Here is a 25,729-nt window from a genome sequence, read left to right as displayed (position 1 = left end):
CTTTTTTTATTGTAAATCAAAATTATAACTCAAGCCTAAACCAAAAATAAATCCGCTGGAAACAATATCTCCACCAAAATCATAGTCCACATTATTAAACTCTCTTTCATTCCCTTTTAGGTATTCTGCCATTAAATCAATTTTTAAAGCCTTAAATTTATACCCCAACCCGCTGGTAAAGGCATGATAGTTAACCGTTGGCGTTTCTGGATTGAAATACCTCCCTGGCGACGGCGATTCATCAAATTTATAGCCTAATCTTAAATCCAACTTATCTGTTGCAGCATATTCAGCGCCCAAACTATAATTTACTGTATTTTTAAATTCTTTAGTGGATTGATTTTTATAGCCTTCTTTTCCATTCGTTAAATTTATCACTAATTCCTTATAAGTCTCCCAGTTAACTGCACCGATTTCAGCTGCTAGCATCCATTTGGGTGTTGCTTGATAAGTAACACCAAACAGCAATTCTGCTGGCAACGGCAATTGTGCATTGAATTTTTTTGCATTAAATGGTAATGACCCCGAAACCAATTGCGGCACATTTTTCCATTTCACATCTCCATCCTCCGCTTTCATTTTCAGCTCAGAGCGATAGGACAAACCTAAATTCACTTTCTCTGAAGGCTTAATAAATACCCCAAGATTCATACCCCAGCCTTGGGCGTGCGGTGCATCAATCTCGAGCGAAGCATCATTGCCCGCAACAGCTACTTCTCTTTGAATGTTCACACTCCCCTTGGCTATAACGGCTCCACCGCCTAGCGCAAACCAATCGTTGAATTGATAAGCAATCGTTGGTTGAATGAAGAAAGATTTCAGTGCAATTCGATTAATTACATATTTGCCTGACCAATTATTCCCCCAGTCTACAGTAGAGCCAAAAGGTGTCGTCACACTCACACCTAAAGCTAATTTATCTACAGGTTTGTAGCTTAAAGCAGCATATAAAGGAGTCCCCAGCGGATTATCTGTCTCTGCTGTTTCTAAAGTTGTTCTGTTTTGGTATTTAGAAGTCAATCTCACACCAAAAACACCTGCCGCCACACTCCACTGACTCCCCACAAAGGCCAAGGCAGCTGGATTATAAAACATGACTGACGCATCGCCTGTCAATGCTGCCCCCTGAGCTCCTAAAGCTGATTGCCTTACCCCTTGCAAAGAAACTCTAAACCCTCCGGCAAAAGCATCTACTGCTAAAAATAATAGCAAAAATGCTATTCCTGTTTTCTTAATCATACGTTTTTATTTTTTCAATTCTACCCCAAACAAATATAAACAAATTTTCAACTTTAGTTTAAAAATTATTTTTATTTTGATAAACGCTGTGTCTGAAACCTTTTTTAGCTCGTGTACACACAGTTGCGACCCGTCTGTTGCTGAACGGAAATCATTTTTTTTTAAGGCTTTTAATTTTTTAGAGTTTATTTGAATTTTATATTTAAAATTTTAAAACTTTTCTTCTACATAAATTAGTATCTTCGCAGCCGTTAGAAAAATCAAATGGCATCAAGAGAAAGTCAAAATTTAGAGTTAAAAAAAATCTTTCAAGCCTATTTTAATAAAGGTAAACTTTGGGAACATGATGAAAATCCCGTTCAAATTCTAGTCAATATCGTTGACTGCCTCAGAACTCCAGGTACTACGACTGCTTTTGACTTGACGGGACTTATTGCATTGCTGGAAGAAAATGAAGTTCTCAGGAATAATTTCATTGAATTCATTAATTCCCTATTTGCTCAAAATGATTTTGTTGATTTAATCACTGATACTGGAATGTTGCGTGATGAAAGTTTTTTCAAGGAATTTACATTACGCTTCTATAACTTGATTTTACCTTACCAAGGTAAAATTAATTCAACAAAATATATTCTCAGTCAAGTTTTTAACCATTCTGATGATTATCAATCAATTCTTTTGATTCCTTACGGTGATTTGTATCAACTTTTTAATTTATTGGAAGTTCCTAGTATCGATACTCAATTTTCTGAAAAAAGCTCTCTTTCTCAATTAATTTATGCTTTAAAAATTTTGACTCTACGCTTGTGTGGGAAAGCGATAGAGAGCGAAACGCTGCGAATGGTTCCTACCTACAATAATATTAATAGTCCTTTTTTAGCTTTTCACAATGAGCTGGAATCTATCAAAAAACATATTACCAAAAACCAGCAATTGGCTGATAGCAAAAGCCTTGATTACAAACAATTGCACGTCCTTCTAAAGCAATGTGAAGAATATATTGATTTAGCTTACAAAAACAGTAATAATCTTGGCATTTCACTTTCTTTGAACAAAAATTTGGCTCGAATGCGGATGCAACTCATGCGAATCGAAGAACTCATTCCCCTTATTCATGGAGATACTCCGCAAGATGGGAAAAAAAATACAATTGATTTGTATCTCAAATTAATTCAATACAATGCTCAAAGAAAAAATTTAAAAAGCTTCATTAGTGAAACGACGCAGCTTTTTGCGTACGAAATCACTTCTCAGACAGCAGAAACTGGGAAAAAGTACATTTCTGAACATTGGTATGATTATGGGAAAATGTTCTATAAGGCTGCTGGTGGTGGTGTGATTGTAGGCATTCTGTGTATTATCAAAGTTCTACTATCAAAACTAGATGTTAGCGACTTTGGCCAAGCAGTTCTGTACAGTTTAAATTACAGCCTTGGTTTTATCGCTATTTACCTGACGGGCATGTCTTTAGCCACGAAACAACCTGCTATGACGGCATCTACCGTAGCCTCTTTCCTAGAAGCTGACATGAAAAAAGCGCCTCATATCAAAAATAAATACAACCAATTTGCTGCCTTTTTTGCTCGTTTGATTCGCACACAATTTGTCGCTTTTTTAGGCAATATTTTGCTAGCGTTCCTCGTCGCCTTAGTAGGAATATTTCTACTAGAAAAATATATGAATATTGAAATCGGGAAAGAAAAAGCAAATCTTCTCATTCACGATTTAAACCCGATTGAGTCTTTAGCTTTGTTTCATGCCGCTATTGCTGGGGTATATTTATTCATTTCTGGGCTCATCTCTGGGAATCGCTCCAATAGCGACAAGTATTATAAATTACCTCAGCGAATCAAAAACGGTATTTGGACTAAAAAAAGATTTGGACTCAAAAGAGCGGAAAAGATAAGTCGATTTTACGAACATTACTACCCTGGCTTGGTTTCCAACTTTTGGTTTGGTGTTTTCATGGGGACAACGGCATCAGTGGGTAAGTTTTTAGGTCTGAATCTAGACATTCGCCACATCACCTTCTCTTCTGGAAATTTTGCACTTGGCGCTTTCGGGAAAGATTTCATTTTGAGCTATTATCAAATTTTTTGGAGCCTTGCTGGGATTATTTTAATTGGGTTCATCAACTTTGCTGTAAGCTTCAACTTTTCTCTGTTTATCGCCTTTAAGGCAAAGAAAATTCCTGGCGGAGAATTAAGAAATATTATCTCTTCTATTATAAATTATTTCTTAAAAAAACCACTTGATTTTATTTTCCCTCCGATAAGGAAACAAGAAGATAACTCAGAGCTTATTTAGGTAAGTAGCCAAAACAGCTGCCTCGCTCCAGCAAGCTTGGAAATTGAAGCCGCCTGTTACCGCATCAATGTTTAAAACCTCTCCCAGCATAAATAAGTTGGGAATCAATTTGCTCTGCATATTTTTGAAATCAATTTCCTTCAGATCCACACCACCCGCCGTCACAAACTCATCTTTGTTGGTAATTTTACCATCAATATCAAATTTTTTAAGGCTTAAAAAATCTGCTATAAGTTGCATTTCAGCATTACTCAAATCAGCATATTTTCTTTCTTGAGGAATTTCTAAAGCCTTTAAAAATTCTTTTCGAAATTTTTTAGTTAATTCAAATGGAAAATGATGTGTAAGCAATTGCTGCGGATGCTTCTTTTTAAAATTTTTTAAGCCTTGTAAAATTTCATCAGGGGTTTTCCCTAAAAAATTAATTTGAATCTGAAATTGATATTTTTTTTCTGCTAAAAATCGAGCCGCCCAAGCTGATAAGACTAAAATTGCTGGCCCACTAAATCCGCGATGCGTGAAGAGTAAATCACCTGTATTTCTGAACGAAGAATCTAAAATTTGAACCTCTGCATTTCTGAGAACCGTACCTGGTAATTCCTTCAAAAAGGCATCTCTACAGTTGAATGAAAATAATGACGGGACTGGCGCTACCACTGTGTGCCCTAAAGTTTTGAGCAATTCCCACATTTGTCGGCTGCTACCACTGGCTATCACCACTGCATCAAAAACTTCAGTGGCTTGAGTTGTTTCTAGCTTAAATCTTTGATTTTCAAATTTAATTGCCTTTACTGTTTCTTGCAGATGAACTTGTGTTTTTCTTTTTATATTTTCTTTAATTAACGTTTCTACAACATCTAGTGAATTATCTGAAATCGGGAAAACACGCCCATCTTCTTCTATCTTCAAAGGGACTTTTCGCTCTTCAAACCACTGCATGGTATCGCCACACATGAATTGATGAAATATACTTCTCAGTTCTCGGCTACCGCGAGGGTAAAACTCAGTCAAAATACTAGGGTCAAAACATGCGTGAGTTACGTTACAACGCCCTCCGCCAGAGGCTCTTACTTTCTGCAGAGGTACTGTTGCTTTTTCGTAAATATGGACCAAAAAAGAAGGTGCCAAGTTGGCTCCCAAAAAGAAGCCGCTGGCACCTCCCCCTATGATTGCAATTTTTTGCAATTTTTTTTCTTAGAAATTGAAAGTCAAACCTAAACTTCCGCGGTTTCCAACTTCTATATAAGCTCCCATGTTGTTGGTGAAGAAATAGCGAAAACCTAGGTGACCGCCAAAGCCAAAATCATTGCCCAATAGGCCCAAATCAATACCTGGGTATAAGTCCATTTCTGACGGCATATTCAATAATGAACCTAAGTGTGCATTCGCTCTACCAAAGACGTAGAAGTTTGCATTTTTAGGTTTATTCTTTCCATTATCGCCATGGAAGTAAAATTCAGCTCCTGCTCCTAATGAAAAATATTGGTGAATCCCATAATCAAACGTGCCTTGCAAACCAATCCCATTACCAAAAGCAGAAAAACCTGCTTGTAATTTCTTGTCTCCATTCCCTTCAAATGCCTGTGCATTCATCTGTGATAAACCAAATAACATCAATAGCGCTACTGCTAAAATTTTTAAATTTTTCATATTTATTAATTAATTATTGTTTCCTCTTAATCTTTTATTTGAAATGATTTTCTCTAAACAAAAGGCAAAGGTATTATTTTTTTAATAAACTTATTCATTTTTAGATTACATTTTTTACGCTATGTTTAAATTAAGCGCATAATTTTATCGTGATTTTTAAAAAAAAGTTAATTAAACGGGAAAATAATACATAACTTGTGAACGCTATTTTTATAAAAAAACCTAAGCATTCATTTCTGCCCACAATTCAATAATATTAATTAATGTTAACGGTAATATGTCTCTCAAAATGTTTGTAATATCTTCTTTTCTTCTAAAATAGTTCTTAAAACTAAATTTTCCATCTCTCTTTTCTCAGTGAATTACTCAAAAGTATTCTGACTTGGTATTAAAATTTAATGAGAATAATTTTCTTGTAATTGCAGAAGTTTAGTACTTTCGTCTTAGAAAATCAATCAAAACAAAAATGTCGAAATTTATTTTATTTTTTCTAAGCCTTATATTATTTTTTTCGTGTGAGAAGAAAGATAAAAAAATCAATGAAACTTCAATTGATTCCACTTCTTTAGAAATTCCACCTCCGCCGAATACTTATAATGAATTTCCTAGTCCACAAGAGCGGTTAGAAAAATGGGTTGACTACTATAAATCTAAAGAAGCTGACTTTAAGCTAGAAAATTTCCAAAAAGTTGATACTTTTAAAGTATTCAATCAACCTGCGACTGCAATTCCTTCTTTTTCATCAAAATTTGACCAAAGATATCAAACTTTTTTAACTTATAATGCTGATTCTAGCAAATATGTAGATATAGACAGCTACTTGCTTCGTTTTTCTGATAATGGAAAAGTCGATTACAATACCGACCAAGAAATTGTATTAGTCGATTTAAATCAAAAAAAAGCTCATCGAATTCTGTTTTACGGGCCAAGTTTTTGGGTAGAAGATGCTTTTTTCAAAAATGATTCTACTTTGATGTTGCTAGAAAATAATAACGACCGAGTACCTGGTTATCAGGAAATTAATCTCAACACCATGATTTCCACCGCTTACACTTACAAAGATACTTTGAGTTTTGATTCTAAATATTATTCTGCCCGAGTCCATCAAATTTTAAACAAAAATCAAAAGATTATCCCATAATGTCTAAGCGCCTGAAACATCATGCGGTTTTGGAAATCAATTCTAAAGCCTTGAAAAATAATTTTATTTATTTAAAGTCTCTAGTCTCCCCCAGCACCAAAATCATGGCAATGGTGAAAGCCAACGCTTACGGGCTTGGCGCAGTGAAAGTCGCTCAGATTTTAAACGAGCTTGGTGTGGATTATCTCGGTGTTGCATATCCCGTTGAAGTCATAAAATTAAGGAAAAAAGGCATCCAAACGCCCATCATGGTGATGAATGCCGACCAAGATTGCTATGCTCAGCTTATCAAATACAAGGCAGAACCTACAATCTTCAGCCTTGAAAAGCTAGAAAAACTTGGAGAGAAGATAAATAATTCCCCTTCCCTCTCAGCGTATTCCATTCATCTAGAAATCAATACGGGGATGAATCGCGTTGGCTTTTCACCAAACGATACTTCTAAAATTTTAAAGCTTTTAAAAAAATTCCCTCAACTGAAGGTGCAAAGTATTTTCTCTCATTTTGCCGAGAGCGATAACTTGAGCGACAAAGCGTTTACTCAACATCAAATTAATGTTTTCAAAGAAACCACTGAGCTTTTAGTCAAAAGATTGAGTTACCGCCCACTATTGCATATCGCCAACTCCTCGGGCACCACTAACTTCCCAGAAGCTCATCTCGATATGGTGCGCATCGGCATCGGACTATACGGCTACTCCAATGAGCCGCTGCATCAGAAAGAACTTGAAGTTGTAGCTTCGCTCAAAACCTATATCTCACAAATTCATCATGTGGAAAAAGGTGAATCCGTCAGCTATGGTCGAAGTTTTATTGCAGAACGCAAAAGCCGAATTGCCACACTATCTATTGGCTATGCCGACGGAGTTCCACGAAATCTGAGCAATGGGAACTTCAGTGTCAAAATCAACGGGAAACTAGCGCCCATCGTCGGGCTTATTTGCATGGATATGCTCATGGTTGACGTCTCAGAGATTGATTGCCAAGTGGGTGAGGTCGCGACTCTCTTTGGCAAAAAACCCACTTTCCAAGAAATGGCTGCTAGCGCAAACACCATTCCATATGAAATTCTGACGTCTATTTCTCCAAGGGTAAAAAGAATTTTCTTCTGATTTTTTTAGCCTTTGTTTAAATTTCAAAAAACTAAAAGCAAATCATTTAAAAGATGAAAATACCTGTTTGAAAATTAATTTTTTATTTTGGGAAGTAAAATCTGGAAAGTCGTTCCATTTTTGTCACTTTCCAAAACAAAAATTTGCCCCCTGTGGTAATCTTCCACTATTCTTTTAGCTAAAGATAAGCCCAAACCCCAACCTCTCTTTTTGGTTGTGAAACCAGGTTTGAATACATTTTTTCTATTCTGCTGTGGAATTCCTGAGCCATTATCTTGAATTAAAATTCTGACTTTATCTTCCTGCTCTTTCAAGATGAATTTAAGTTCACCTTCATTTTTCATGGCATCTAACGCATTTTTCACCAGATTCTCTATGACCCAGCCCAAAAGTTCTGCATTTATATCAGCATATATAACCGAAGATGAATGGGAAAAAGTAAACGCTACTTTGCTAGAAATCCTTTGCTTCAGGTATCTAAATGTTTCTTCGCAGACTTTCACTAAATCTTGCTTTTTCAGCTCAGGTTCTGAACCTATTTTAGAAAAGCGTTCTGAGATTAAATTCAATCGGTGGACGTCTTTTTGCATTTCAATGAGGATGGATTTTTCCTTTAAACTTTCTAATTTGAGCAATTCAATCCAGCCTAGCAAAGATGATAGTGGCGTGCCAATCTGGTGGGCAGTCTCCTTTGCCATTCCTGCCCAGAGAAAGCTCCTCTTCTGAGCCTCTATCGTGCTAAAGTACCAAATGCTAAAAAGCATAAATACCAATAAAATGGAAATCAGCAAATAAGGATATGACTGAAGTCGAGATAGTAAAAATGATTTTTCGTAATAAATTTTTTGAGTACCAAAAGGCAAATTAACATCCAGTGGCTGATGATATTCTGCCATGCTTTTAATTTTTTGAGCTAAATATTTTGGGTTATTTCTCAAATTTTCTTCCTCTTGATCTAAATTTTTCTGAAAAGAAAACTCTCCCTTTTCATCAATCAAAATCAACGGAATCGACGTATTGTCTTGGGTAATCTTCAGCGCAAAAGCACGCGATTGGTCTGAAATCACCTTTTCTGAACTCAGCAATTCCAGTGCATTTTTGATGTTTTCCACCTTTTTTTTCTCATCTGCCCTTAGCGTATTGACCACATAATGAGACGCATATAATATAAATGCGAAGAATAAAAATATCATAGAAAAACCTAGCCAACTCTTCAAAGAATTGTTTCGGAAAAATTGTTTTTTTATAAACTTTTTTGGCATGCAGAGGTAAATTTAAGAAATAAAAGAAATTCAAATCATAAAATTCAAATAGGCTTTTAAATTTGAATTAAAATTCAGACTTTTCAAACAAAATTTTTTTAAGCCTTTAAAAATTCTTAATTTATGCCCAAAAGATTTTAAATTTATTGCCTTTAAAAGTTTAATTTCAAATTTATGGATAAAGTAAATACGTACATCAAGGAGCATCAACAGCGTTTTCTAGACGAATTATTTGAATTATTAAAGATTCCGAGCATCAGCGCAGACTCTCGCTATAAAGATGATATGCTGAAAACAGCAGATTTGACCAAAAAATTCTTAATACAAGCGGGGCTAGAAAATGTTGAAATTTGCTCTACAGAAGGGCATCCGATTGTGTATGGCGATAAAATCATTGACAAAAATTTACCTACTATTTTAGTCTATGGCCACTACGACGTTCAACCTCCAGACCCGCTCGAACTTTGGGATTCAGAGCCTTTTGAGCCCGTCATTAAAGAAACGCAGATTCACCCCAATGGAGCTATCTTTGCTCGTGGAGCTTCTGATGACAAAGGGCAGTTTTTCATGCACGTGAAAGCCATCGAAGCTATGATAGAAAATGACTCCTTACCCTGTAATGTGAAATTCATGATCGAAGGTGAAGAAGAAATCGGCTCAGAGCATTTAGGTTCTTTCATCAAAGAAAATAAAGAGAAATTAGAAAATGATATTATTCTAATCTCTGATACTACATTAGCTGGGAAGGATATCCCGTCTATTTGTGTAGGCTTGAGAGGGCTGAGTTACGTAGAGATAGAAGTGGAAGGTGCTAACCGAGATATGCATAGCGGCATCTATGGCGGTGCTGTCCCCAACCCCATCAATGTCTTAAGTGATATGATTTCTGGCTTGATAGATGATAACGGGCATATCAATATCCCAGGATTTTATGATGATGTAGAAGAATTGACAGAGCAAGAAAGGCGAGAGATGGCTAAAATTCCATTTGATTTAGAAAAGTATAAAAATGCAATTGGCATCAAAGACATTCAAGGTGAAAAAGGTTTTTCTACCAACGAACGAACTTCTATTCGCCCAACGCTAGATGTGAACGGCATTTGGGGCGGGTACACTGGTGAGGGAGCTAAAACGGTGATCCCCTCTAAGGCTTTTGCAAAAATCTCAATGCGTTTGGTTCCTCATCAAAATTCAGAAAAAATCTCAAAATTATTTAAATCTTATTTTGAGAAAATAGCGCCTAATTCTGTGCGTGTAAATTGCCAAATCCTTCACGGTGGCCAACCTTATGTTTTGCCTGTTGCAAGCTCAGGGTATTTGGCAGCAAAAGAAGCCATGACAACGACTTTTGGCAAAGAGGCTTTGCCTTACAGGTCGGGTGGGAGCATTCCAATTGTGGCATTGTTTGAAGAAGTTTTAGAAAGCAAATCTGTCCTCATGGGGTTTGGCTTGAATTCTGATGTTATTCATTCACCCAATGAGAATTTTGGGGTTGATAATTTCTTCAAAGGAATTGAAACTATCCCTTATTTTTATAAATATTATTCAGAAAAATTTTAATTTTTTAAAAGCTTAAAAAATATGAATCAAGAAATTAGAAATCTTAAACCAAGAGCTTTGTGGAATTTTTTTGCTGACTTGAATGCAGTTCCTCGAGCTTCTAAAAAGGAAGAAAAAATCCGTCGTTTTATGGTGGATTTTGGGAAATCATTAAACCTAGAAACCTTGGAAGATGAAATAGGCAACGTCATCATTAAAAAACCAGCTTCTAAGGGAATGGAAAATCGCAAGACAGTGATTCTGCAATCGCATTTGGATATGGTTCATCAGAAAAATGATGACACCGATTTTGACTTTGATACGCAAGGAATTGAAATGAAAGTTGATGGCGATTGGGTCATGGCAAAGGGCACAACTTTGGGTGCAGACAATGGCTTGGGAGTTGCAAGCATCATGGCTATTTTGGCTTCTCAAGATATTCAGCATCCGCCAATCGAAGCGCTTTTCACCATAGATGAAGAAACGGGAATGACTGGTGCGCAGCAACTGGACGGGAGTCTACTCAATGGTAAAATTCTTCTTAATCTTGATACTGAAGATGATGATGAAATCGGGATTGGCTGTGCTGGCGGCGTGGATGTCACAGCTCACCGAACTTATGAGCTAGAGAGCGTGAACGATGATGAATCCTATGGTATGAAAATCAGCGTGAAAGGATTGAAAGGTGGCCACAGTGGAATGGAAATTCATAAAGGCTTAGGAAATTCTAATAAAATTCTTGCTCGCTTGTTGACTTCAGTGGAATCTAAATTTAGAATTGCTGAGTTTGAAGGTGGGGGGTTACGAAATGCTATCCCGCGGGAAGCTTGGGCAAAAATTGTTGTGAAAAATGAGGATGTGGCAGAAATAGGGAGAGCTATAGAAGCTAAAGCTTGGGATATCAAAAAGGAGTTTAATGAAGTTGACCCTAAACTTCAAATCCTCATCGACGCAAAAGTAACTGCTCTAGATAAAACTTTGAGTGAAAAAGATACTGAAGATTTTTTAAGCCTTATTAAAAATTTACACAACGGTGTCTATAAAATGAGCGAAAACATGCCTGGCCTAGTAGAAGCATCTAATAATGTTGCTAAAATTGAACTGAAAGAGGGCAAGGCTGAAATTGAAAATTTGACGCGCAGCAGCATGGAATCAACAAAGGATGAAGTTTCTCAACTTCTAGAGGAAGCTTTTTCTAAGGCTGGTTTTACTACAGAATTGTCAGGCTCTTACCCAGGTTGGCAGCCAAATCCTAATTCTGAGATTTTAAAGCTTTTAGAAAATCTTTACCTTGAGATGTTCAGTCATAAGCCCAATATTGTTGCTTGCCACGCAGGTTTAGAATGTGGGATTTTGGGCGAGAGAATTCCTGGTTTAGATATGATTTCACTTGGCCCGACGATACTTGGGGCTCATTCACCTGATGAGAAGGTAAGCATTTCTTCAACTCAAAAATTTTGGAAATATTTGCTCAATATTTTAGAAAAAATACCAAATAAGTAGATTTTTTTTTAAAAAAAGAAGCCATTTCAATCTGTTTTAAAATGGCTTTTTTTAACCTTTTTTATTCATTATCATACTTTTCGCTCAAAACCAGTAGCGGAGAAGTGAATGATTTTGAAAAATTATCAGCAAAACTATCACCTAAAAAGCTTTTTAAGAAATTGTCTTCTCGTTCTATCAAAACAACCATATCTGGATTGTTTTCTTTCGTAAATTCCAAATAACCATCAATAACTCTAGGGGATTGAATTTCTACGTAGCTGTACTCTCCTCTGAAAGAGGATAGTTTGGAGTCAAAAGTATCATGAAACAGCTGTTCGTTCATTCCTTCAGCTCCAGTATTGATGTGTATAAATTTAATTTCAGCTCCAAAAAATTCTGCAAATTTTAAAAATAATTCGAAATCTTTATCATTATCAAATGGCTTTAAATCTACTCCAAATAAAATTGTTTTTATATCCTTCGGCGTTTGGCCTTTGGGCAAAAACAAAACTGGCTCTTTTAAGCTGTTAACGATATTAGAAGGGTTTAACTCGCTGTTTCTGAATATCTTATCAAAGAAGTTATCAGCTTTATAAGACAAGATAACAAAATCAATCTCATCTTTTTTATCATAAAGATGCAAAACATTGAGCAATGAGCCTTTTTGTGAACACTTTTCAATCTGATAATCAGATACATTACCAAACCTCTCTTTGATGAAGTTCGCTTCTTTCTCCAAATCCTCTTCGCTTATTTCACTTAGTTTTTCGTCCATATTGTATATTATACTCTGCCCAACCCGCGGTGTATCATACGCATTCAGAAGAGTTAATTTTGTAACACCTTCTTTTGGTAAGTGCTGAAAGAAAATATCTAAAAAAGAAAAAACAGTTTCACGGTTTTCTTGAGAAAAATCGGTAGGAATGACAAGATTAAACATAAGTCAAATTTTTTCTCTAAAACTAAGAAATTTTTTGCAACAAAAAAACTACAAAAGTCAGTGTTTTTTTTTGGAAAGCTTGTTGCAGAGCTGCATCTTACATGTCTAATTGAGCTTAACTATTTTTGAGTTTATCTTATAATGTTCAGACAAATACATTTTTCATTAAAAACTTTGAAATTTTGATTCTACTCAGGTAAAAAATCAATATAGCCGTCATTATTTTAATTGACTCCTTTGGTGGTAAAATGATAGTATTTTACCCTATAAAAAAGAAAATCCGTGAGATTTTTCACGGATTTATTTAATTTTCAACATTTTTTTTTAAGGCTTAGATTTTTTTATTTCTGAGCAGTATCTTTTTCTTTTAGCTCTTCTTTGATTTTATTTTCGATTTCTTCAGCTAACTCTGGGTTGTCACCAATAATGGCTTTTACCGCATCTCGCCCTTGCCCTAGTCGAGAATCATTGTAAGAATACCATGAGCCACTTTTTTGTATAATACCCAAATCCACTCCAATATCAAGAATTTCTCCATTTTTAGAAATTCCTGTACCATACATAATGTCAAATTCTGCCTTACGGAACGGTGGAGCCACTTTATTTTTCACGACTTTCACGCGCGTTTGGTTTCCAGTAATTTCATTATCGTTATCTTTGATTTGCGTTGAACGACGAATATCTAAACGAACTGATGCATAGAATTTCAATGCATTACCACCCGTCGTCGTTTCGGGACTTCCAAACATTACGCCTATTTTTTCTCTCAATTGGTTGATGAAAATAGCCGTACATTTTGTTTTGTTGATAGAACCAGTTAACTTACGTAGAGCTTGTGACATTAGACGCGCTTGCAACCCCACTTTAGAGTCCCCCATTTCACCTTCAATTTCAGCTTTTGGCGTCAATGCCGCCACCGAGTCTATCACAATGATGTCAATCGCTCCCGAACGGATTAAATTATCAGCAATTTCCAAGGCTTGCTCTCCATTATCGGGTTGAGAAATAATTAAATTCTCCACATCAATCCCCAGATTTTGTGCATAATAACGGTCAAAAGCATGTTCTGCATCGATGAAAGCCGCTATACCACCTGCTTTCTGAGCTTCTGCAATTGCGTGAAGCGTCAAAGTTGTCTTCCCTGAAGATTCCGGCCCATAAATTTCGATAATTCTTCCACGTGGGTAGCCACCAACGCCCAAAGCAATATCTAGCCCCAGTGAGCCCGAAGGAATCACCGCTATGTTTTCATCTATCGCATCATCACCCATGCGCATTACCGTTCCTTTGCCATAGGTTTTATCCATTTTATCCAGCACCAGCTGGAGCGCTTTTTTCTTTTCTGAATTGGTATCTTTTTCTGCCATTTCTTAATTATTGATTTAAAATTTGCTGTGCGTGTTCTTTTGTTTTCACGTTTTTAATAACTTCTTCTATGATGCCATTTTCATCCACTAGAAAGGTTGTACGGTGAATCCCTTGATATTCTTTCCCCATGAATTTTTTTGGCCCCCAAACACCAAAAGCTTGAATGATTTCTTTGTTTTCATCTGCAATTAGCGGATACTGAAATTCATATTTATCACTAAAGTTTTTTTGTCGCTTCACTGAATCTGCACTCACTCCAATTATTTGATAACCAAACCTTTCTAATTCTTTTCGGTAGTCATTCAAGTTACAGGCTTCTTTGGTGCAACCTGGTGTGCTAGCTTTTGGGTAAAAGAAAATCACTAGCTTTTTGCCTCGGAACTGCTCTAGCCTAATTTCCTTCCCGTTTTGGTCTATTCCTGCAACATTAGGAATTTGATCGCCTTTTTCTAACATTTTCTGCATAGAGGTAAAGATAAAAATTTTTAAAGGCTTTAAAAATTTTTATTTTCCTCATAGATTTTCAGCTGCTGATATATCTGTTGATAAACATATTCTTTGTACTTTGGGATTTCTTTTTTCTCAAACTTCCCAGCTGGAATAATTTCGTTCAAGAACACTTCTACTCGCCCCGGCCCACCCGTGAAGTAGCCATAAGGTAAGCGTTCCTTCATTCCACAAAAGCTAAATACCACCATGGGAATCTTCAAAATAGCACTCAATGCAAATGGCCCATCTTTGAAATCGTCTAAAAAAACTTGAGAATTTGGCACTCCTCCTTCGGGGAAAATACACACGGATTTTCCTTGCTTGATTTTTTCTGAAACTTTCCTAAAGACCAAAGCTCGACTTGCTGCATTCTGCCTGTCTACTGGAATATTCACTCTTTTATAAACTGGGCCAAAAATAGGGAGTTTAGAGAGTTCTGCTTTGCCTACAAAAACCAATGGTTGCTTTACAATGATGAGCATTAGCATAATGTCCATCAAAGAAGTATGATTGGCTACAATGATGTAAGCTTGATTATGATCTAATTTTTCATGCGAATGAAGTTGATAGCTCAAACCTGAACCGTAAAAAATCAATTGTGCCCAAAGACGTAAAGCTTGAGCTAGGTATTTGGTGTCCTTCTCCCGAAAACTTAGAGGGAAAATAACAAAAGGAGCAAAAAATAAAGTAAAAAGAATGGTAATCAGTACAAACCAAATTCGCCAAAGAAAACTCAACGCACCGCTTATGATTTTCATTTCCCGTTAAATTGATTCATCGTATTTGCAAGCCCTGCAAAAATAAAGCTAAAACAGGTTTCAGCAGCGGTTTCCACACGCTCGTTTAATTTTAGATTTTCATCATCACTCCATTCACCCAAAACATAGTCTATCTGTTGTCCTCGGCTAAATTCATCGCCAATTCCAAAGCGTAACTTCGGATATTTTGTTGTGTTCAGGACTTGCTGAATATGCTTTAAACCATTGTGTCCGCCGTCGCTGCCCTTCCCTCGCAGTCGTAAAGTTCCAAAGGGCAAGTTCAAATCATCCGTTACTACCAATAAATTCTCTAGGTTGATGTTTTCTTTTTTCATCCAAAATTGAACAGCATTTCCGCTCAAGTTCATAAAGGTATTTGGCTTGAGTAAAACAACGGGTCTTGCTTTGTATTTAAACTGCAAAATTTCGCCAAAATTCCCATTTTCAAAAGACGCACAGGCTTTTTCAGCCATTCGGTTCAAAATCAAAAAGCCAATATTATGACGTGTTTTTTCGTATTTCTGACCTGGATTACCCAAGCCCACAATGAGGTATTTTTGCATAAGACAAATATAATTTTTGTATATCAATTTCTAAAGCCTTATTTTTATTTCATATATGAAAAATAAATTTTATACAAACTTGCTGGTTTTACTCTTAGCTCCTTTCTTATTTAGCGGATGCGGAAAAAAATTAGCTCAAGAGCCTGAAAATTTCAATCCTGAAACTTTAAATCAAGTTGTTTATGATACTCAAGAAAACGAATATTCGATAGGAGAGATCGTCAAAAATCAAGCTTCTTTCACCGTTTTAGAAGTTTGGGCAAGTTGGTGTGGAGATTGTGTGAAGTCTTTGCCTAAAGTAGAATATTTTCAAAAAAAATACCCTTATGTTAATTTTATTTTCCTCTCGGTAGATGACTCAGCAGAAGATTGGCAAAACGGTATTCAGAAGCACTTTGCTAACCATCACATCAATGGTGAACATTATTTCTTTAACACTGGCTGGGCGAAAGATTCCTCCAACGCCTTTATCAATTGGGCAAAATTGGATTGGATTCCACGCTATATCTTGCTAGACCAAAACGGGAAAGTACTGGTTTACAACGCACAAAGTATTGACGATGAAATTTTTGAAAATTTTCTAAAGCCTTAGAAAAAATCAAGATTTACTCTTGTAATTGACTACAGCTTCTATAAAAGCTTGGGCATTTTCTAATGGGACATTAGGCAGAATACCATGCCCTAGATTTGCAACATATTTATAAACCCCAAAGTCATCAATCATTTCGGTCACCATTTGCTCAATGATTTCTGGTGAAGAAAACAATCGGCTTGGGTCAAAATTCCCTTGTAAAGTTTTCTTAAATCCAGTGAGTTCTCGAGCTAATTGTGGCGTTATTGTCCAGTCAACGCCTAGAGCTGAAGCATTGCTTTGTGACATTTTTTCTAAAGCAAACCAACAACCTTTGCCAAAAACAACGACTGGTGCTTCAGTGTATAATTCGTTAACAATTTGCTCGATGTATTGGTAAGAAAATTCTTGATAATCTTTGGGCGAAAGCATCCCCCCCCAGCTATCAAAAACCTGAACTGCATTACAACCCTGTGCTACTTTTTCTTTTAAATAATAAATCGTGGCGGTGGTAATTTTTTGCAATAACTGATGTGCCGCTTCGGGTTGAGAGAAGGCAAAAGCCTTTGCTTTATCAAAATTTTTAGAACCCTGACCTTGCACGGCATAGCAAAAAATAGTCCAAGGGGAACCAGCAAAACCAATCAAAGGAATCTCATCATTTAATCCCTTTTTTGTCAAATCAATTGCATCAAAAACGTATTGTAATTCATCATTCACATCGCCATCTCTCAGTTTTGCTACATCTTTTGCTGATTTCACAGGATTTTCTAACCATGGTCCTACGCCAGGTTTCATTTCAAAATTTAACCCCAAAGCTTGTGGCACAACTAGAATATCTGAAAACAGAATGGCGGCATCTATCGGGAATCGATGAAACGGCTGAAGCGTGATTTCACTCGCTAACTCTGGCGTTTGGCAACGTGTAAAAAAATCATATTTCTTTTTAAGCTCTATAAATTCAGGTAAATAACGTCCCGCTTGGCGCATCATCCATACAGGTGGACGCGAGACTTCTTCTCCCCTCAAAGCTTTTAAAAATAAATCATTTTTGATTGCCATAATATTCTTCTATTTTTTTAAACAAACTGTCTGCATCAGGTTCTTTTGGAATCTCAACTTGTGTTATTCCTTTTTTTTCTAATGCTTGGGCGGTAGTTTTACCAATGGCAAAGATAACCGATTTTTTGGGAATTTTATTTTCTTTCAGAAAAGATTTCACCCCCGATGGACTAAAAAAAGCGTATGCATCATAATCTTGATTCAATTTAATTGATTGACTAAAAGTATAATACGTTATAATTTCTTTGAGCTGAATGTGACTTTCTTGCAGAGCTTCAGCAATCGTTGGTTGGCGAATTTCACTACAAAAATAAATTATAGTCGATTTTGTAGTTATATTCTTTAGTAGCCACTGCGATAGGCTTTCCGCATCAGGCTGAGTCGTCACTACACTATGTCCCGCATTAGACAACAATTGCGCAGAAGTTTTCCCTACGCAGTAAAAAGTGCCTGAGAGCGATAAAGGTAAAATATGCTTGGCTGCTATTTTGCTTGTTACAATAAATTTTTGTTCTCGTTTGAGTTTTTTCTGAATTTCTTCTAACGGAATGACTTGCGTCTGAATGAAATCTTGACTAAAAATTTCTAAAGGCTTAGAAAATTTTTGCTTTAAAATCTGAGGCTTATAAAATTTAGTTAATAAAATCTTCGGCATGCGCGCTTAGAGATATCTTTTTATTTGCTCTACGATATCGCCAGCACCTTTTGCCAATGCCTTTTCTGCCATTTCCATTCCTGCCTGAGTAGCTTCTGAAAATTCAAACTTCTCTTCTACCGCCACTTTTTGTTCGCCGCCTAAACTCAAAATTGCTCCTTTAAAATGCATTTCCTTACCCTTAACTTTCGCTAAGGCACCGATGGGTGCCGTGCATCCTCCTTCTAATCTTCGCAGAAAAGCTCTTTCTGCGAGTGCTGCTTGATGCGTTGACTGATGTGTAAGCGCTGATAAATCCAAATCTTCCCGAGCTACAATCCCCACAATTCCTTGTGATGGCGCCGAAATCATATCTTCTAGAACTTGGTATTTCAAAGCCTTTTTTTCAAGGCTTTGTAAAATTTCGCTACGTTCTAATCCTGCATAGGCAAAAATGGCTCCGTCCCAATTATTGTCTAATAATTTCTGTATTCTTAGTTGCACATTCCCGCGTAAATCTGTTAATTCATCTTGTGGGAATTGATGCAACCAAAAAGCTTTTCGGCGAAGACTTCCCGTTGCTATTATTCTTTTTTCTTTTTGAGCCCAATCTCCTGATTTATAGACTAAAATATCTTGATAGCTCCCACGAGGTAAGCAAGCCGCTAGGTGTAATCCATCAGCTAATTGTGTCGGCACATCTTTCAAGCTATGTACAGCAACGTCAACTTCTTGGTTGATTAAAGCAATGTCTAAAGTTTTGGTGAAAACACCAGTTATACCAAGCTCATAGATTGGCTGAGATAAGCGTAAATCTCCTTCTGAAGAAATTGGAATAATTTCAGTTTCGTACCCAAATTCCTTCAGCTTTTCTTCAGCTTTTTGTGCCTGCCAAAGTGCTAGTGGGCTTTTCCGAGTTCCGATACGTATTTTTTTGCTTTTGGGATTTCCATTCTTAGCCTGACTCATTTTCTTTCTTGCTTTAATTCTAAATGAAAAATTTCATTGAATAAATTGATGGTTTTCTCGGCTTCTCCTTCAGGACTATCCATAACATAGCTGGCAAATTGATTGGTCATTTTTTGAATTAAACTAGTACTTAAAGATTTTTCTGAAATCTCTATATCTTTTTTCTCTAATTTTCGTTTTTCAAATTCAGCCAAAAACTCCATCCGCTCTCTGAATGCTTCTATCGCTGGTACGAATTTTCTACTCTCTAGCCATTCTTCAAACTCCCACATATTCAGCCGAATAATCGTTTCTACTTTAGGAATTTGGCTTTGCCTGTCTTCTAAAGTTTGATTTATAGTTTGTGATAATTCATCTACATTCACTAATGTGACATTTGGCAATTCCTTCACATCGGCATCTACATTTGCTGGAATCGACAAATCGACAAGCAGCAGGGGTTTGGTTGTGCTAATCATTTCTTTGAATATCACAGGTTTTGATGAACCAGTAGAAACTATAAAGATATCTGAATCATTCAAAATTTTATCTAAAAACTTATAATCTACTTGATTGACCTGCAACTTGTCGCTTAATTTCACTGCTTTTTCGTTAGTTCGGTTGATGAGCGTTATTTGGTCATTATGGGTTTGTTTCACGAGGTTTTCACAAGTATTTCGCCCAATTTTTCCCGTCCCGAAAAGTGTAATTTTTTTATTCTTAAAATTTTGAAATTGGTGAGTAATGTATTGCACTGCAGCATAAGAAACCGAGGTTGCTCCATCACTAAGGCTGGTTTCATTTTTAATTTGTTTGCTTATACGAACTGCCGTATCGATAAAACGTTCTAAATGAGCATTTGCAGAGCCCGCTTTTTTAAATTTTTTAAAGGCTATTTTAATTTGTCCTAAAATTTCAAAATCACCTAAAATTTGACTTTCCAAACCTGATGAAACTCTGAAAAGATGTTCTAAAGCATCTTTCCCGTTTTTTTGAAAAGTAATTTGTTTAAAGGTTTCTACATCACCCTCTACCTGCTTACAATAAACCTCATACATTTTATCTGGTTCTTCTGCAAAAAAGTAAATCTCGGTACGGTTGCAGGTAGAAATCACAAACAGATGCTGAATGCCTATTAGGTTCGACTCAATGACCAATGAACTGATCAAATGGTCAAAAAAAGCGAACTTTCCTCTGGTTTTTACGTCTGCTTTTTCATAACTTACCCCAATTACATAAAACTGATTCAGCGATTTGGCTTCTTTCAACATAAAGGCAAAGATACTGATTTTTATATTTTTTTTAAGCCTTAAAAAATTTTCACTAATTATTTTACACTCTTTTCTTCCGCTAGAATTTGCTTGAATTTAGCTACCAAGGCAGGGTTTTCTAGGGCAATATTGTTTTTCTCTTGCGGGTCAAGTTTCAAATCATATAGTTGCTCGTCTTTAGAGAGCCCAGTCTCAATGCCTGTTTCCCACGCAACTTTAGCTGGTCGCTCTGTGGCTTCTATGTATTTGTAGCGTCCATCGGTAAGGCTCATATTCAGGCGCAAAGCCTCTTGCACTACGTAATCTCTCCCCGTTGAGTTGTTCCCCAGCCAAGCTTCCCATTGATTTTGCGTATCTGGAGACTGATTTTCATCGAAATTTTGATGTGTGAAAGCTGCTAAATTAGCCAACAAATCCACTTGACTGATGAGATTGTATGAAACCTTTGGTTGAATATGGTTTTGCCAATAGATAAACATCGGCACACGTGTCCCAGCTTCGTAAGAGCTATATTTACCTCCTCTTAAGCCTTGCCATGGGTTGTGTTCGCCAAGCAATTCTTTTGCTTGGTCTTGGTAGCCGTCATCCAACACAGGACCGTTATCGCTAGAAAAGATGATGATGGTATTGCCGAGTAAATTTTCATCTTTGAGAAATTGAGTCAACCTCCCAACACTTTCATCCAAAGATAAAATCGCATCACCGCGCAATCCGTAGCCCGATTTCCCTTGGAATCTCTCGTGTGGCATGCGTGGAACGTGAATATCATTGGTATTCAACATTAAGAAAAAGGATTCTTCTTTATTTTTTTGAATAAATTGAATGCTCTTCTCTACAAATTGGTCGGCTAAATCTTCATCTCTAAATAAAGCTGACTTGCCACCGTATTGATACCCGATGCGACTAATCCCGTTGACAATCGTCATATCATGACCATGTGAGGGTTTTAATCTTAGCATTTCCGGATTTTCTCTTCCTGTTGGCCAATCACCAATTTTCTGTTTGTAGCTGACTTGTATAGGGTCATTAGGGTCTAAATTTACTATTCGCCGCCCTTCCATCAGGACAATGGGTACGCGGTCTGAAGTAGAAGGCATAATGAAATTATAATCAAAGCCTATGTCCATCGGCGAATTACTGATGTTTGCATTCCATTCCGGGCCATCTCCTCCCCCCAAACCTAAATGCCATTTCCCGACGATAGCCGTGCGGTAACCTGCTTTTTTCATTACCGATGCCACGGTTTGCCTTCCTGCTGGAATCAGGGCTTTGGCATCACCAGCTACAACTCCTCTTCCTTTTTTTCGCCAAGCATATTCACCTGTCAATAGTGAGAATCGAGAGGGTGTACTTGTGGCTGCTGTCGCATAAGCACGCAAATGCTTCACTCCATTATTGGCTAGAAAATCTAAATGTGGCGTTGGAATCTTACCTCCGAAGCTGCTTAAATCTCCATAACCAACATCATCGGTATAGATGATAAGGAAATTAGGCTTTTGTACTGATTCTTGTTTTTTACCTTTTTGAATATAACAAGATTGTAGAAAACCAACTCCAACCAAAAGATAATTCCACTTTTTCACCGCTTTGTTTTTTATTGATTAAGCCTTAAAGATATAAAATTTAACTCCTAGTGCATTATCAAACGTGATTTGTTTTTTCACTCGTTTAAGTTTCTTTAGGACTCAAATTTATTGGACTATTTAAATTATGCTAAGTCTTGTGATTTTGACTAAATTTAGCTAAATTCCTGCTTTTTAAGTTTTCGAATATATATTCGAATATATAAACATATGATTTTCAGATAGATTAATTTCTATTTCACTGAAACAATCGGCTTAATCAATTATAAATCAAAAACTTAACGATTAATTGCTTTATAATCAATATTTCTGAATCTAGTATTTCTTGTAGCTTATTTAAATTTTCTAAGCTAGCTTTAATGCATTACGATTTTTTTTTAGTATATCTGATGATTAATTTTAAACTTTTGTCGCTAGAATTTTCCCCATGAGCGATTAATCTATACGGATTTTGAACTTGATCGGTTGCCCAATAGTAGGGTGGCTGATATTGAACACTTTGACCTGGATTGTAGTAATTTCCTACATTAATGGCTAAATCTGGGTTAGTTGCATTTTCTTCCACAATATTTTTTATCAATCTTGTGATTTTCAATTGATAGTAGCCTTTTTTATTGTTATATTTTCTACTAATATCTGCAAAAATAAATGGTGTTTGCCCCGCACGATTATTTCCTACATAATCATCTATCAAACTTTTCTTAGTATAATTATATAAATACAAATATGGTGGCAAAGCTAGATTCTTTTGCATGCCATGATTGGGGTAGACGCGTAGGTAAGCTTCGATAATCGCCCACTTATTTTTTTCTGCCGTCGTTTTGAAATCCGAGAGTTGCTTATCATCTATATGCAATTTTGCAAAAGAGCCTCCCATACCTTCTAAATATAGATTAGAAGACTGCTGAGTGGTATAATCAATACTACCTCTCTCATTTTGAATCTCACTTTGTAGAACATTGTAAGCCCCCCCTAAACTTAACTGATAAGTAGCATTCAACCTTGGTTGTAGTACTTTTACATCACAATTTTCTTCTCGGTCATCTATTCCATTATGATTTGCATCTTTGAAATCTTCATTTACCCTGTTGTAATAAATATTCAACTGCATTTTAGATGGATTTATTCCTAATAAAAAACCTTGGTCATTTCCTACCGAAATTTTTAAACCCTTTAAAATTTTATTCACAAAATAAGCTTGATTACTTAATTGAGATGGTTTTTTTAAAATCTCATTTTGCACAAGTCTGTTCAGTCCTGTTAACTTTACTTTGATGCTAGGCACGCTATCTTGTAATATGGTGTTTTTTCTAGCGCTATCAACTTTAGCTCTTAGGTTTAAATTGTAAACATATTCTGTAAAAGCATATTTATCAATTTCTTTTTCGCCAAGCAAATCTCCTGTCTTAAAACTTCTCTTGCTGTAAAAAGCTGTATCGATCGACAACATCGGCTCAGAAACTTGATGAACTTGTAGTGTCATTTTTGCTTCTTTGTTCCCATAAATTGAATCTAATTCAAATTTTCTGAATTCACGGTAAGTGAGTATTGTATCTGTCACCTTTTGGCACTCATCATCAACTTTTTTCACATAAGTAGTCTTTAAAAGCTCTTTTTTTACACTTAGTGTGTCTTTCATAAAACCTAAGACAGGGATAGATAAAACAATAGAATCCAGTTGTGGATCTTGGCCAAATTTAGGATTTAAAGCAGATAATCTAGGCTGAACGAAAAAAGCACTTTTTGTCTTCCCAAAAACAGGCTCATCATAAACGCCTACCACCGCTCCAGATAATAAATTGACTCCCCCTCTGCTATTGAGTGCTTTTCTATCTGAGCGAATGGAATCTTCAAATAGATTAAAAACTTCTACATTTATCTCTTGTTCTTCAAAAACGGTATTACCATTTCCTAATATTCCAGCTCCCACTAATTTATCTTCTTGCTCACAACTAGATAAAGAATATAAACCGAAAATGAACAAAAAAACTCTACTCCAAGCTTTTCCCATAAAATAATTCTGATTTTTTTAGTCTTTCACTTCACAAAGCGAAGGATACAGTTCACAAAGGCTTTCCGCCACTGCATATTCTTTGAAAGACTTATCTGTTTTTTTAATATAATCCATAATTTCATCTGGCAAGACTTCATCGCCTTGCACTACCACATCAGCGTGGTCTATTCCCACTTTCAATAAATTATTAAAAGTCGGCTTTTTTAAATGCTCAAATTCTTTTTCATCAATTTTATCAAAAGCAATTTTACTCATCATATCATCACTCAGAATCCCTTCAAAGGGCTTATCAAACAGCGAATAAACGATTTTAATTTCATTAAAGAAGGGGTCATCAGCGTAGTAAGTTTTCAAGTAAAGCGGCATCAGTGCAGACATCCACCCCTGTGCATGGATAACGTCAGGTTTCCAGTTCAGTTTTTTGATTGTTTCTAGAATTCCTTTCGTAAAAAAAATTGCACGCTCATCATTATCCTCATAGAACTCACCAGTTTTTTTATCCTCATAAATACCTTTTCTTTTAAAATACTCCTCATTATCAATAAAGTAAACCTGCATGCGGTCATTGGGCAACGATGCTACTTTGATGATTAAAGGTTGGTCTATATCATTAACAATCATGTTCATTCCAGAAAGCCGAATCACCTCATGCAACTGATGCCGGCGTTCGTTTATCGTACCAAACCTCGGCATAAAAATCCGCACATCATTTCCCTGCCCGTTCGTAATTCTAGGCAACTCTAGCGCTGCGTTTGAAAGTGTATTTTCTGGCGTGTAAGGAATTAACTCTGATGAAACATAAAGAATGCGCATAAATCTAATTTTGAATAAAACTTTTTTATCGTAGTTTTTCTTATAAAATATTAGCAAAAGTACAAAAAATCATTGAAAATATATTTCATAGCTGTAGCTTTGCGATTAGTTGGCAGAAATTTAACATTTAAATATGGAAATATTTTTCGATTTTTTAAGCCTTAAAAAATATTTAGAAGAAATTCATTATCAAGGCAAAAGCGTAGGATTCACCCCCACCATGGGCGCCCTGCACCAAGGGCATCTATCGCTACTGCAAAAGTCTGTAGCTCAAAACAAAATCAGCATATGCTCTATTTTTGTGAACCCCACGCAGTTTAACAATATCGAAGATTTAAAAACTTACCCTAGAAATCATGAAAAAGATGCTGATTTGTTACAAAAAAATCACTGCGATATTCTATTTCTACCCTCTGTAGAAGAAGTTTACCCCGACGGTGAAAAGTCTGAACACTTTGATTTTAATGGGCTAGAGCATGAGATGGAAGGAAGATTCCGCCCAGGGCATTTTGATGGCGTCGGCACTATTTTGCACAAACTCTTCAGTGCCATTGAGCCACACAGAGCTTATTTTGGCGAGAAAGACTTTCAGCAACTAAGAATCGTGCAAACTTTGGCTCAGAAATTTTTCAAAGCTTTAGAAATTGTTCCTGTAGATATTTACAGAGAAGAAAACGGCTTGGCGATGAGTTCACGTAACGCCAAACTCAGTGCAGAGCAACGGAGAGAGGCCAGCATCATCTACAAAACGCTGGCTCGTGTGCAGCAAATCATTACCAAAGAAAATTTTCAAAAAATCGATGAGATAGTTAATACCGCTTTTGAAGCCTCTTCTCTAAAATTGGAATATTTTATCATCGCTAACGAAGAAAATTTAAAACCCTTAGAAAATTTTGACAAAAGTCAACCCATGCGTGCATTCATCGCTGCCTATGCTGGCGGTGTCCGATTAATTGACAATATGAAGTTAAATTAATTTA

23 protein-coding genes are annotated in these 25,729 nt (G+C 36.3%); 7 read left to right on the top strand and 16 right to left on the bottom strand.

The genetic code is table 11. The annotated features are described in order from the left end of the window. Nucleotides 1-6 precede the first annotated feature (6 nt). Nucleotides 7-1,239: an OmpP1/FadL family transporter gene (locus QOX03_RS01270; protein ID WP_283671185.1), complete on the bottom strand. Its 1,233-nt coding sequence runs from the start codon at nucleotides 1,237-1,239 to the stop codon at nucleotides 7-9. 264 nt (nucleotides 1,240-1,503) lie between these two features. Here QOX03_RS01270 and QOX03_RS01265 point away from each other — a divergent pair, with 264 nt between their 5' ends. Further along, on the top strand, nucleotides 1,504-3,546 hold the full coding sequence (locus QOX03_RS01265; protein WP_283671184.1) for a recombinase: 2,043 nt from the start codon (nucleotides 1,504-1,506) through the stop codon (nucleotides 3,544-3,546). Here the strand turns inward: QOX03_RS01265 and QOX03_RS01260 are convergent. Both QOX03_RS01260 and QOX03_RS01255 read right to left on the bottom strand, forming a co-directional pair. Further along, nucleotides 3,532-4,731, bottom strand: a complete 1,200-nt coding sequence (locus tag QOX03_RS01260; RefSeq protein WP_283671183.1) for a BaiN/RdsA family NAD(P)/FAD-dependent oxidoreductase — start codon at nucleotides 4,729-4,731, stop codon at nucleotides 3,532-3,534. The two genes, QOX03_RS01265 and QOX03_RS01260, sit on opposite strands and share 15 nt — an antisense overlap. Before the next feature lie 9 nt (nucleotides 4,732-4,740). Beyond that, on the bottom strand, nucleotides 4,741-5,196 hold the full coding sequence (locus tag QOX03_RS01255) for a DUF6646 family protein (RefSeq protein ID WP_283671182.1): 456 nt from the start codon (nucleotides 5,194-5,196) through the stop codon (nucleotides 4,741-4,743). A 466-nt stretch (nucleotides 5,197-5,662) separates the two neighbouring features. Here QOX03_RS01255 and QOX03_RS01250 point away from each other — a divergent pair, with 466 nt between their 5' ends. Beyond that, entirely contained in the window at nucleotides 5,663-6,337 is a 675-nt protein-coding gene (locus QOX03_RS01250; protein ID WP_283671181.1) for a hypothetical protein, read from the top strand. Next, nucleotides 6,337-7,449: an alanine racemase gene (gene alr, locus QOX03_RS01245; protein WP_283671180.1), complete on the top strand. Its 1,113-nt coding sequence runs from the start codon at nucleotides 6,337-6,339 to the stop codon at nucleotides 7,447-7,449. The genes QOX03_RS01250 and alr overlap by 1 nt, the downstream gene beginning before the upstream one ends. A gap of 74 nt (nucleotides 7,450-7,523) precedes the next feature. Here alr and QOX03_RS01240 read toward each other — a convergent pair whose 3' ends face one another. After that, nucleotides 7,524-8,711: a sensor histidine kinase gene (locus QOX03_RS01240; protein WP_283671179.1), complete on the bottom strand. Its 1,188-nt coding sequence runs from the start codon at nucleotides 8,709-8,711 to the stop codon at nucleotides 7,524-7,526. 174 nt (nucleotides 8,712-8,885) lie between these two features. On the opposite strand from QOX03_RS01240, the gene QOX03_RS01235 reads away from it, so the two are divergent. Both QOX03_RS01235 and QOX03_RS01230 read left to right on the top strand, forming a co-directional pair. Next, complete coding sequence (locus QOX03_RS01235) at nucleotides 8,886-10,271, top strand: dipeptidase (RefSeq protein WP_283671178.1); 1,386 nt, start codon at nucleotides 8,886-8,888, stop codon at nucleotides 10,269-10,271. Between the two features lie 21 nt (nucleotides 10,272-10,292). After that, nucleotides 10,293-11,753 (top strand): aminoacyl-histidine dipeptidase, encoded by a 1,461-nt coding sequence (locus tag QOX03_RS01230; protein ID WP_283671177.1) that lies wholly within the window; start codon nucleotides 10,293-10,295, stop codon nucleotides 11,751-11,753. 61 nt (nucleotides 11,754-11,814) lie between these two features. On the opposite strand, the gene QOX03_RS01225 is transcribed toward QOX03_RS01230, so the two are convergent. The 5 genes from QOX03_RS01225 to pth all read right to left on the bottom strand — a co-directional run bounded on the left by QOX03_RS01225 (nucleotide 11,815) and on the right by pth (nucleotide 15,853). Next, a complete protein-coding gene (locus QOX03_RS01225) occupies nucleotides 11,815-12,675 on the bottom strand; it encodes a hypothetical protein (RefSeq protein WP_283671176.1) in 861 nt (286 codons plus the stop codon). 341 nt (nucleotides 12,676-13,016) lie between these two features. Further along, nucleotides 13,017-14,042 carry a recombinase RecA gene (gene recA, locus QOX03_RS01220; RefSeq protein WP_119058728.1) on the bottom strand — a complete coding sequence of 342 codons (1,026 nt, stop codon included), beginning with the start codon at nucleotides 14,040-14,042 and terminating at the stop codon, nucleotides 13,017-13,019. A 7-nt stretch (nucleotides 14,043-14,049) separates the two neighbouring features. After that, nucleotides 14,050-14,499: a thioredoxin-dependent thiol peroxidase gene (bcp, locus tag QOX03_RS01215; protein WP_283671175.1), complete on the bottom strand. Its 450-nt coding sequence runs from the start codon at nucleotides 14,497-14,499 to the stop codon at nucleotides 14,050-14,052. Nucleotides 14,500-14,537: 38 nt separating this feature from the next. After that, nucleotides 14,538-15,290 (bottom strand): lysophospholipid acyltransferase family protein, encoded by a 753-nt coding sequence (locus QOX03_RS01210; protein WP_283671174.1) that lies wholly within the window; start codon nucleotides 15,288-15,290, stop codon nucleotides 14,538-14,540. Continuing rightward, nucleotides 15,287-15,853 (bottom strand): aminoacyl-tRNA hydrolase, encoded by a 567-nt coding sequence (gene pth / locus QOX03_RS01205; protein WP_283671173.1) that lies wholly within the window; start codon nucleotides 15,851-15,853, stop codon nucleotides 15,287-15,289. The genes QOX03_RS01210 and pth overlap by 4 nt, the downstream gene beginning before the upstream one ends. Nucleotides 15,854-15,908: 55 nt before the next feature. Here pth and QOX03_RS01200 point away from each other — a divergent pair, with 55 nt between their 5' ends. Beyond that, on the top strand, nucleotides 15,909-16,445 hold the full coding sequence (locus QOX03_RS01200; RefSeq protein WP_283671172.1) for a TlpA family protein disulfide reductase: 537 nt from the start codon (nucleotides 15,909-15,911) through the stop codon (nucleotides 16,443-16,445). A 6-nt stretch (nucleotides 16,446-16,451) separates the two neighbouring features. Here the strand turns inward: QOX03_RS01200 and hemE are convergent, their stop codons facing one another. The 7 genes from hemE to QOX03_RS01165 all read right to left on the bottom strand — a co-directional run bounded on the left by hemE (nucleotide 16,452) and on the right by QOX03_RS01165 (nucleotide 24,749). Further along, entirely contained in the window at nucleotides 16,452-17,486 is a 1,035-nt protein-coding gene (hemE, locus tag QOX03_RS01195; protein WP_283671171.1) for a uroporphyrinogen decarboxylase, read from the bottom strand. Continuing rightward, nucleotides 17,470-18,141, bottom strand: coding sequence for a uroporphyrinogen-III synthase (locus QOX03_RS01190; RefSeq protein ID WP_283671170.1), 672 nt, complete (start codon nucleotides 18,139-18,141; stop codon nucleotides 17,470-17,472). Before QOX03_RS01190 ends, hemE begins: the two co-directional genes overlap by 17 nt. Before the next feature lie 6 nt (nucleotides 18,142-18,147). Next, a complete protein-coding gene (hemC, locus tag QOX03_RS01185; protein ID WP_283671169.1) occupies nucleotides 18,148-19,089 on the bottom strand; it encodes a hydroxymethylbilane synthase in 942 nt (313 codons plus the stop codon). After that, on the bottom strand, nucleotides 19,086-20,339 hold the full coding sequence (gene hemA, locus QOX03_RS01180) for a glutamyl-tRNA reductase (RefSeq protein WP_283671168.1): 1,254 nt from the start codon (nucleotides 20,337-20,339) through the stop codon (nucleotides 19,086-19,088). The genes hemC and hemA overlap by 4 nt, the downstream gene beginning before the upstream one ends. Before the next feature lie 56 nt (nucleotides 20,340-20,395). Further along, nucleotides 20,396-21,922, bottom strand: coding sequence for a sulfatase-like hydrolase/transferase (locus QOX03_RS01175; protein WP_283671167.1), 1,527 nt, complete (start codon nucleotides 21,920-21,922; stop codon nucleotides 20,396-20,398). Nucleotides 21,923-22,286: 364 nt separating this feature from the next. After that, the gene (locus QOX03_RS01170; protein ID WP_283671166.1) at nucleotides 22,287-23,933 is read right to left on the bottom strand and encodes a DUF4270 family protein; all 1,647 of its coding nucleotides are present in this window, start codon (nucleotides 23,931-23,933) and stop codon (nucleotides 22,287-22,289) included. 18 nt (nucleotides 23,934-23,951) lie between these two features. Further along, nucleotides 23,952-24,749 (bottom strand): glycogen/starch synthase, encoded by a 798-nt coding sequence (locus tag QOX03_RS01165; RefSeq protein ID WP_119057089.1) that lies wholly within the window; start codon nucleotides 24,747-24,749, stop codon nucleotides 23,952-23,954. A 133-nt stretch (nucleotides 24,750-24,882) separates the two neighbouring features. On the opposite strand from QOX03_RS01165, the gene panC reads away from it, so the two are divergent. Then, entirely contained in the window at nucleotides 24,883-25,725 is an 843-nt protein-coding gene (gene panC / locus QOX03_RS01160; protein ID WP_283671165.1) for a pantoate--beta-alanine ligase, read from the top strand. Nucleotides 25,726-25,729: the final 4 nt, after the last annotated feature.

The sequence above is a fragment of the Candidatus Ornithobacterium hominis genome, from assembly GCF_951229915.1.
GTDB lineage: Bacteria > Bacteroidota > Bacteroidia > Flavobacteriales > Weeksellaceae > Ornithobacterium > Ornithobacterium hominis.
Note: the sequence above shows the minus strand (reverse complement) of the source record. Positions and strands in the feature narration are given on the sequence as shown.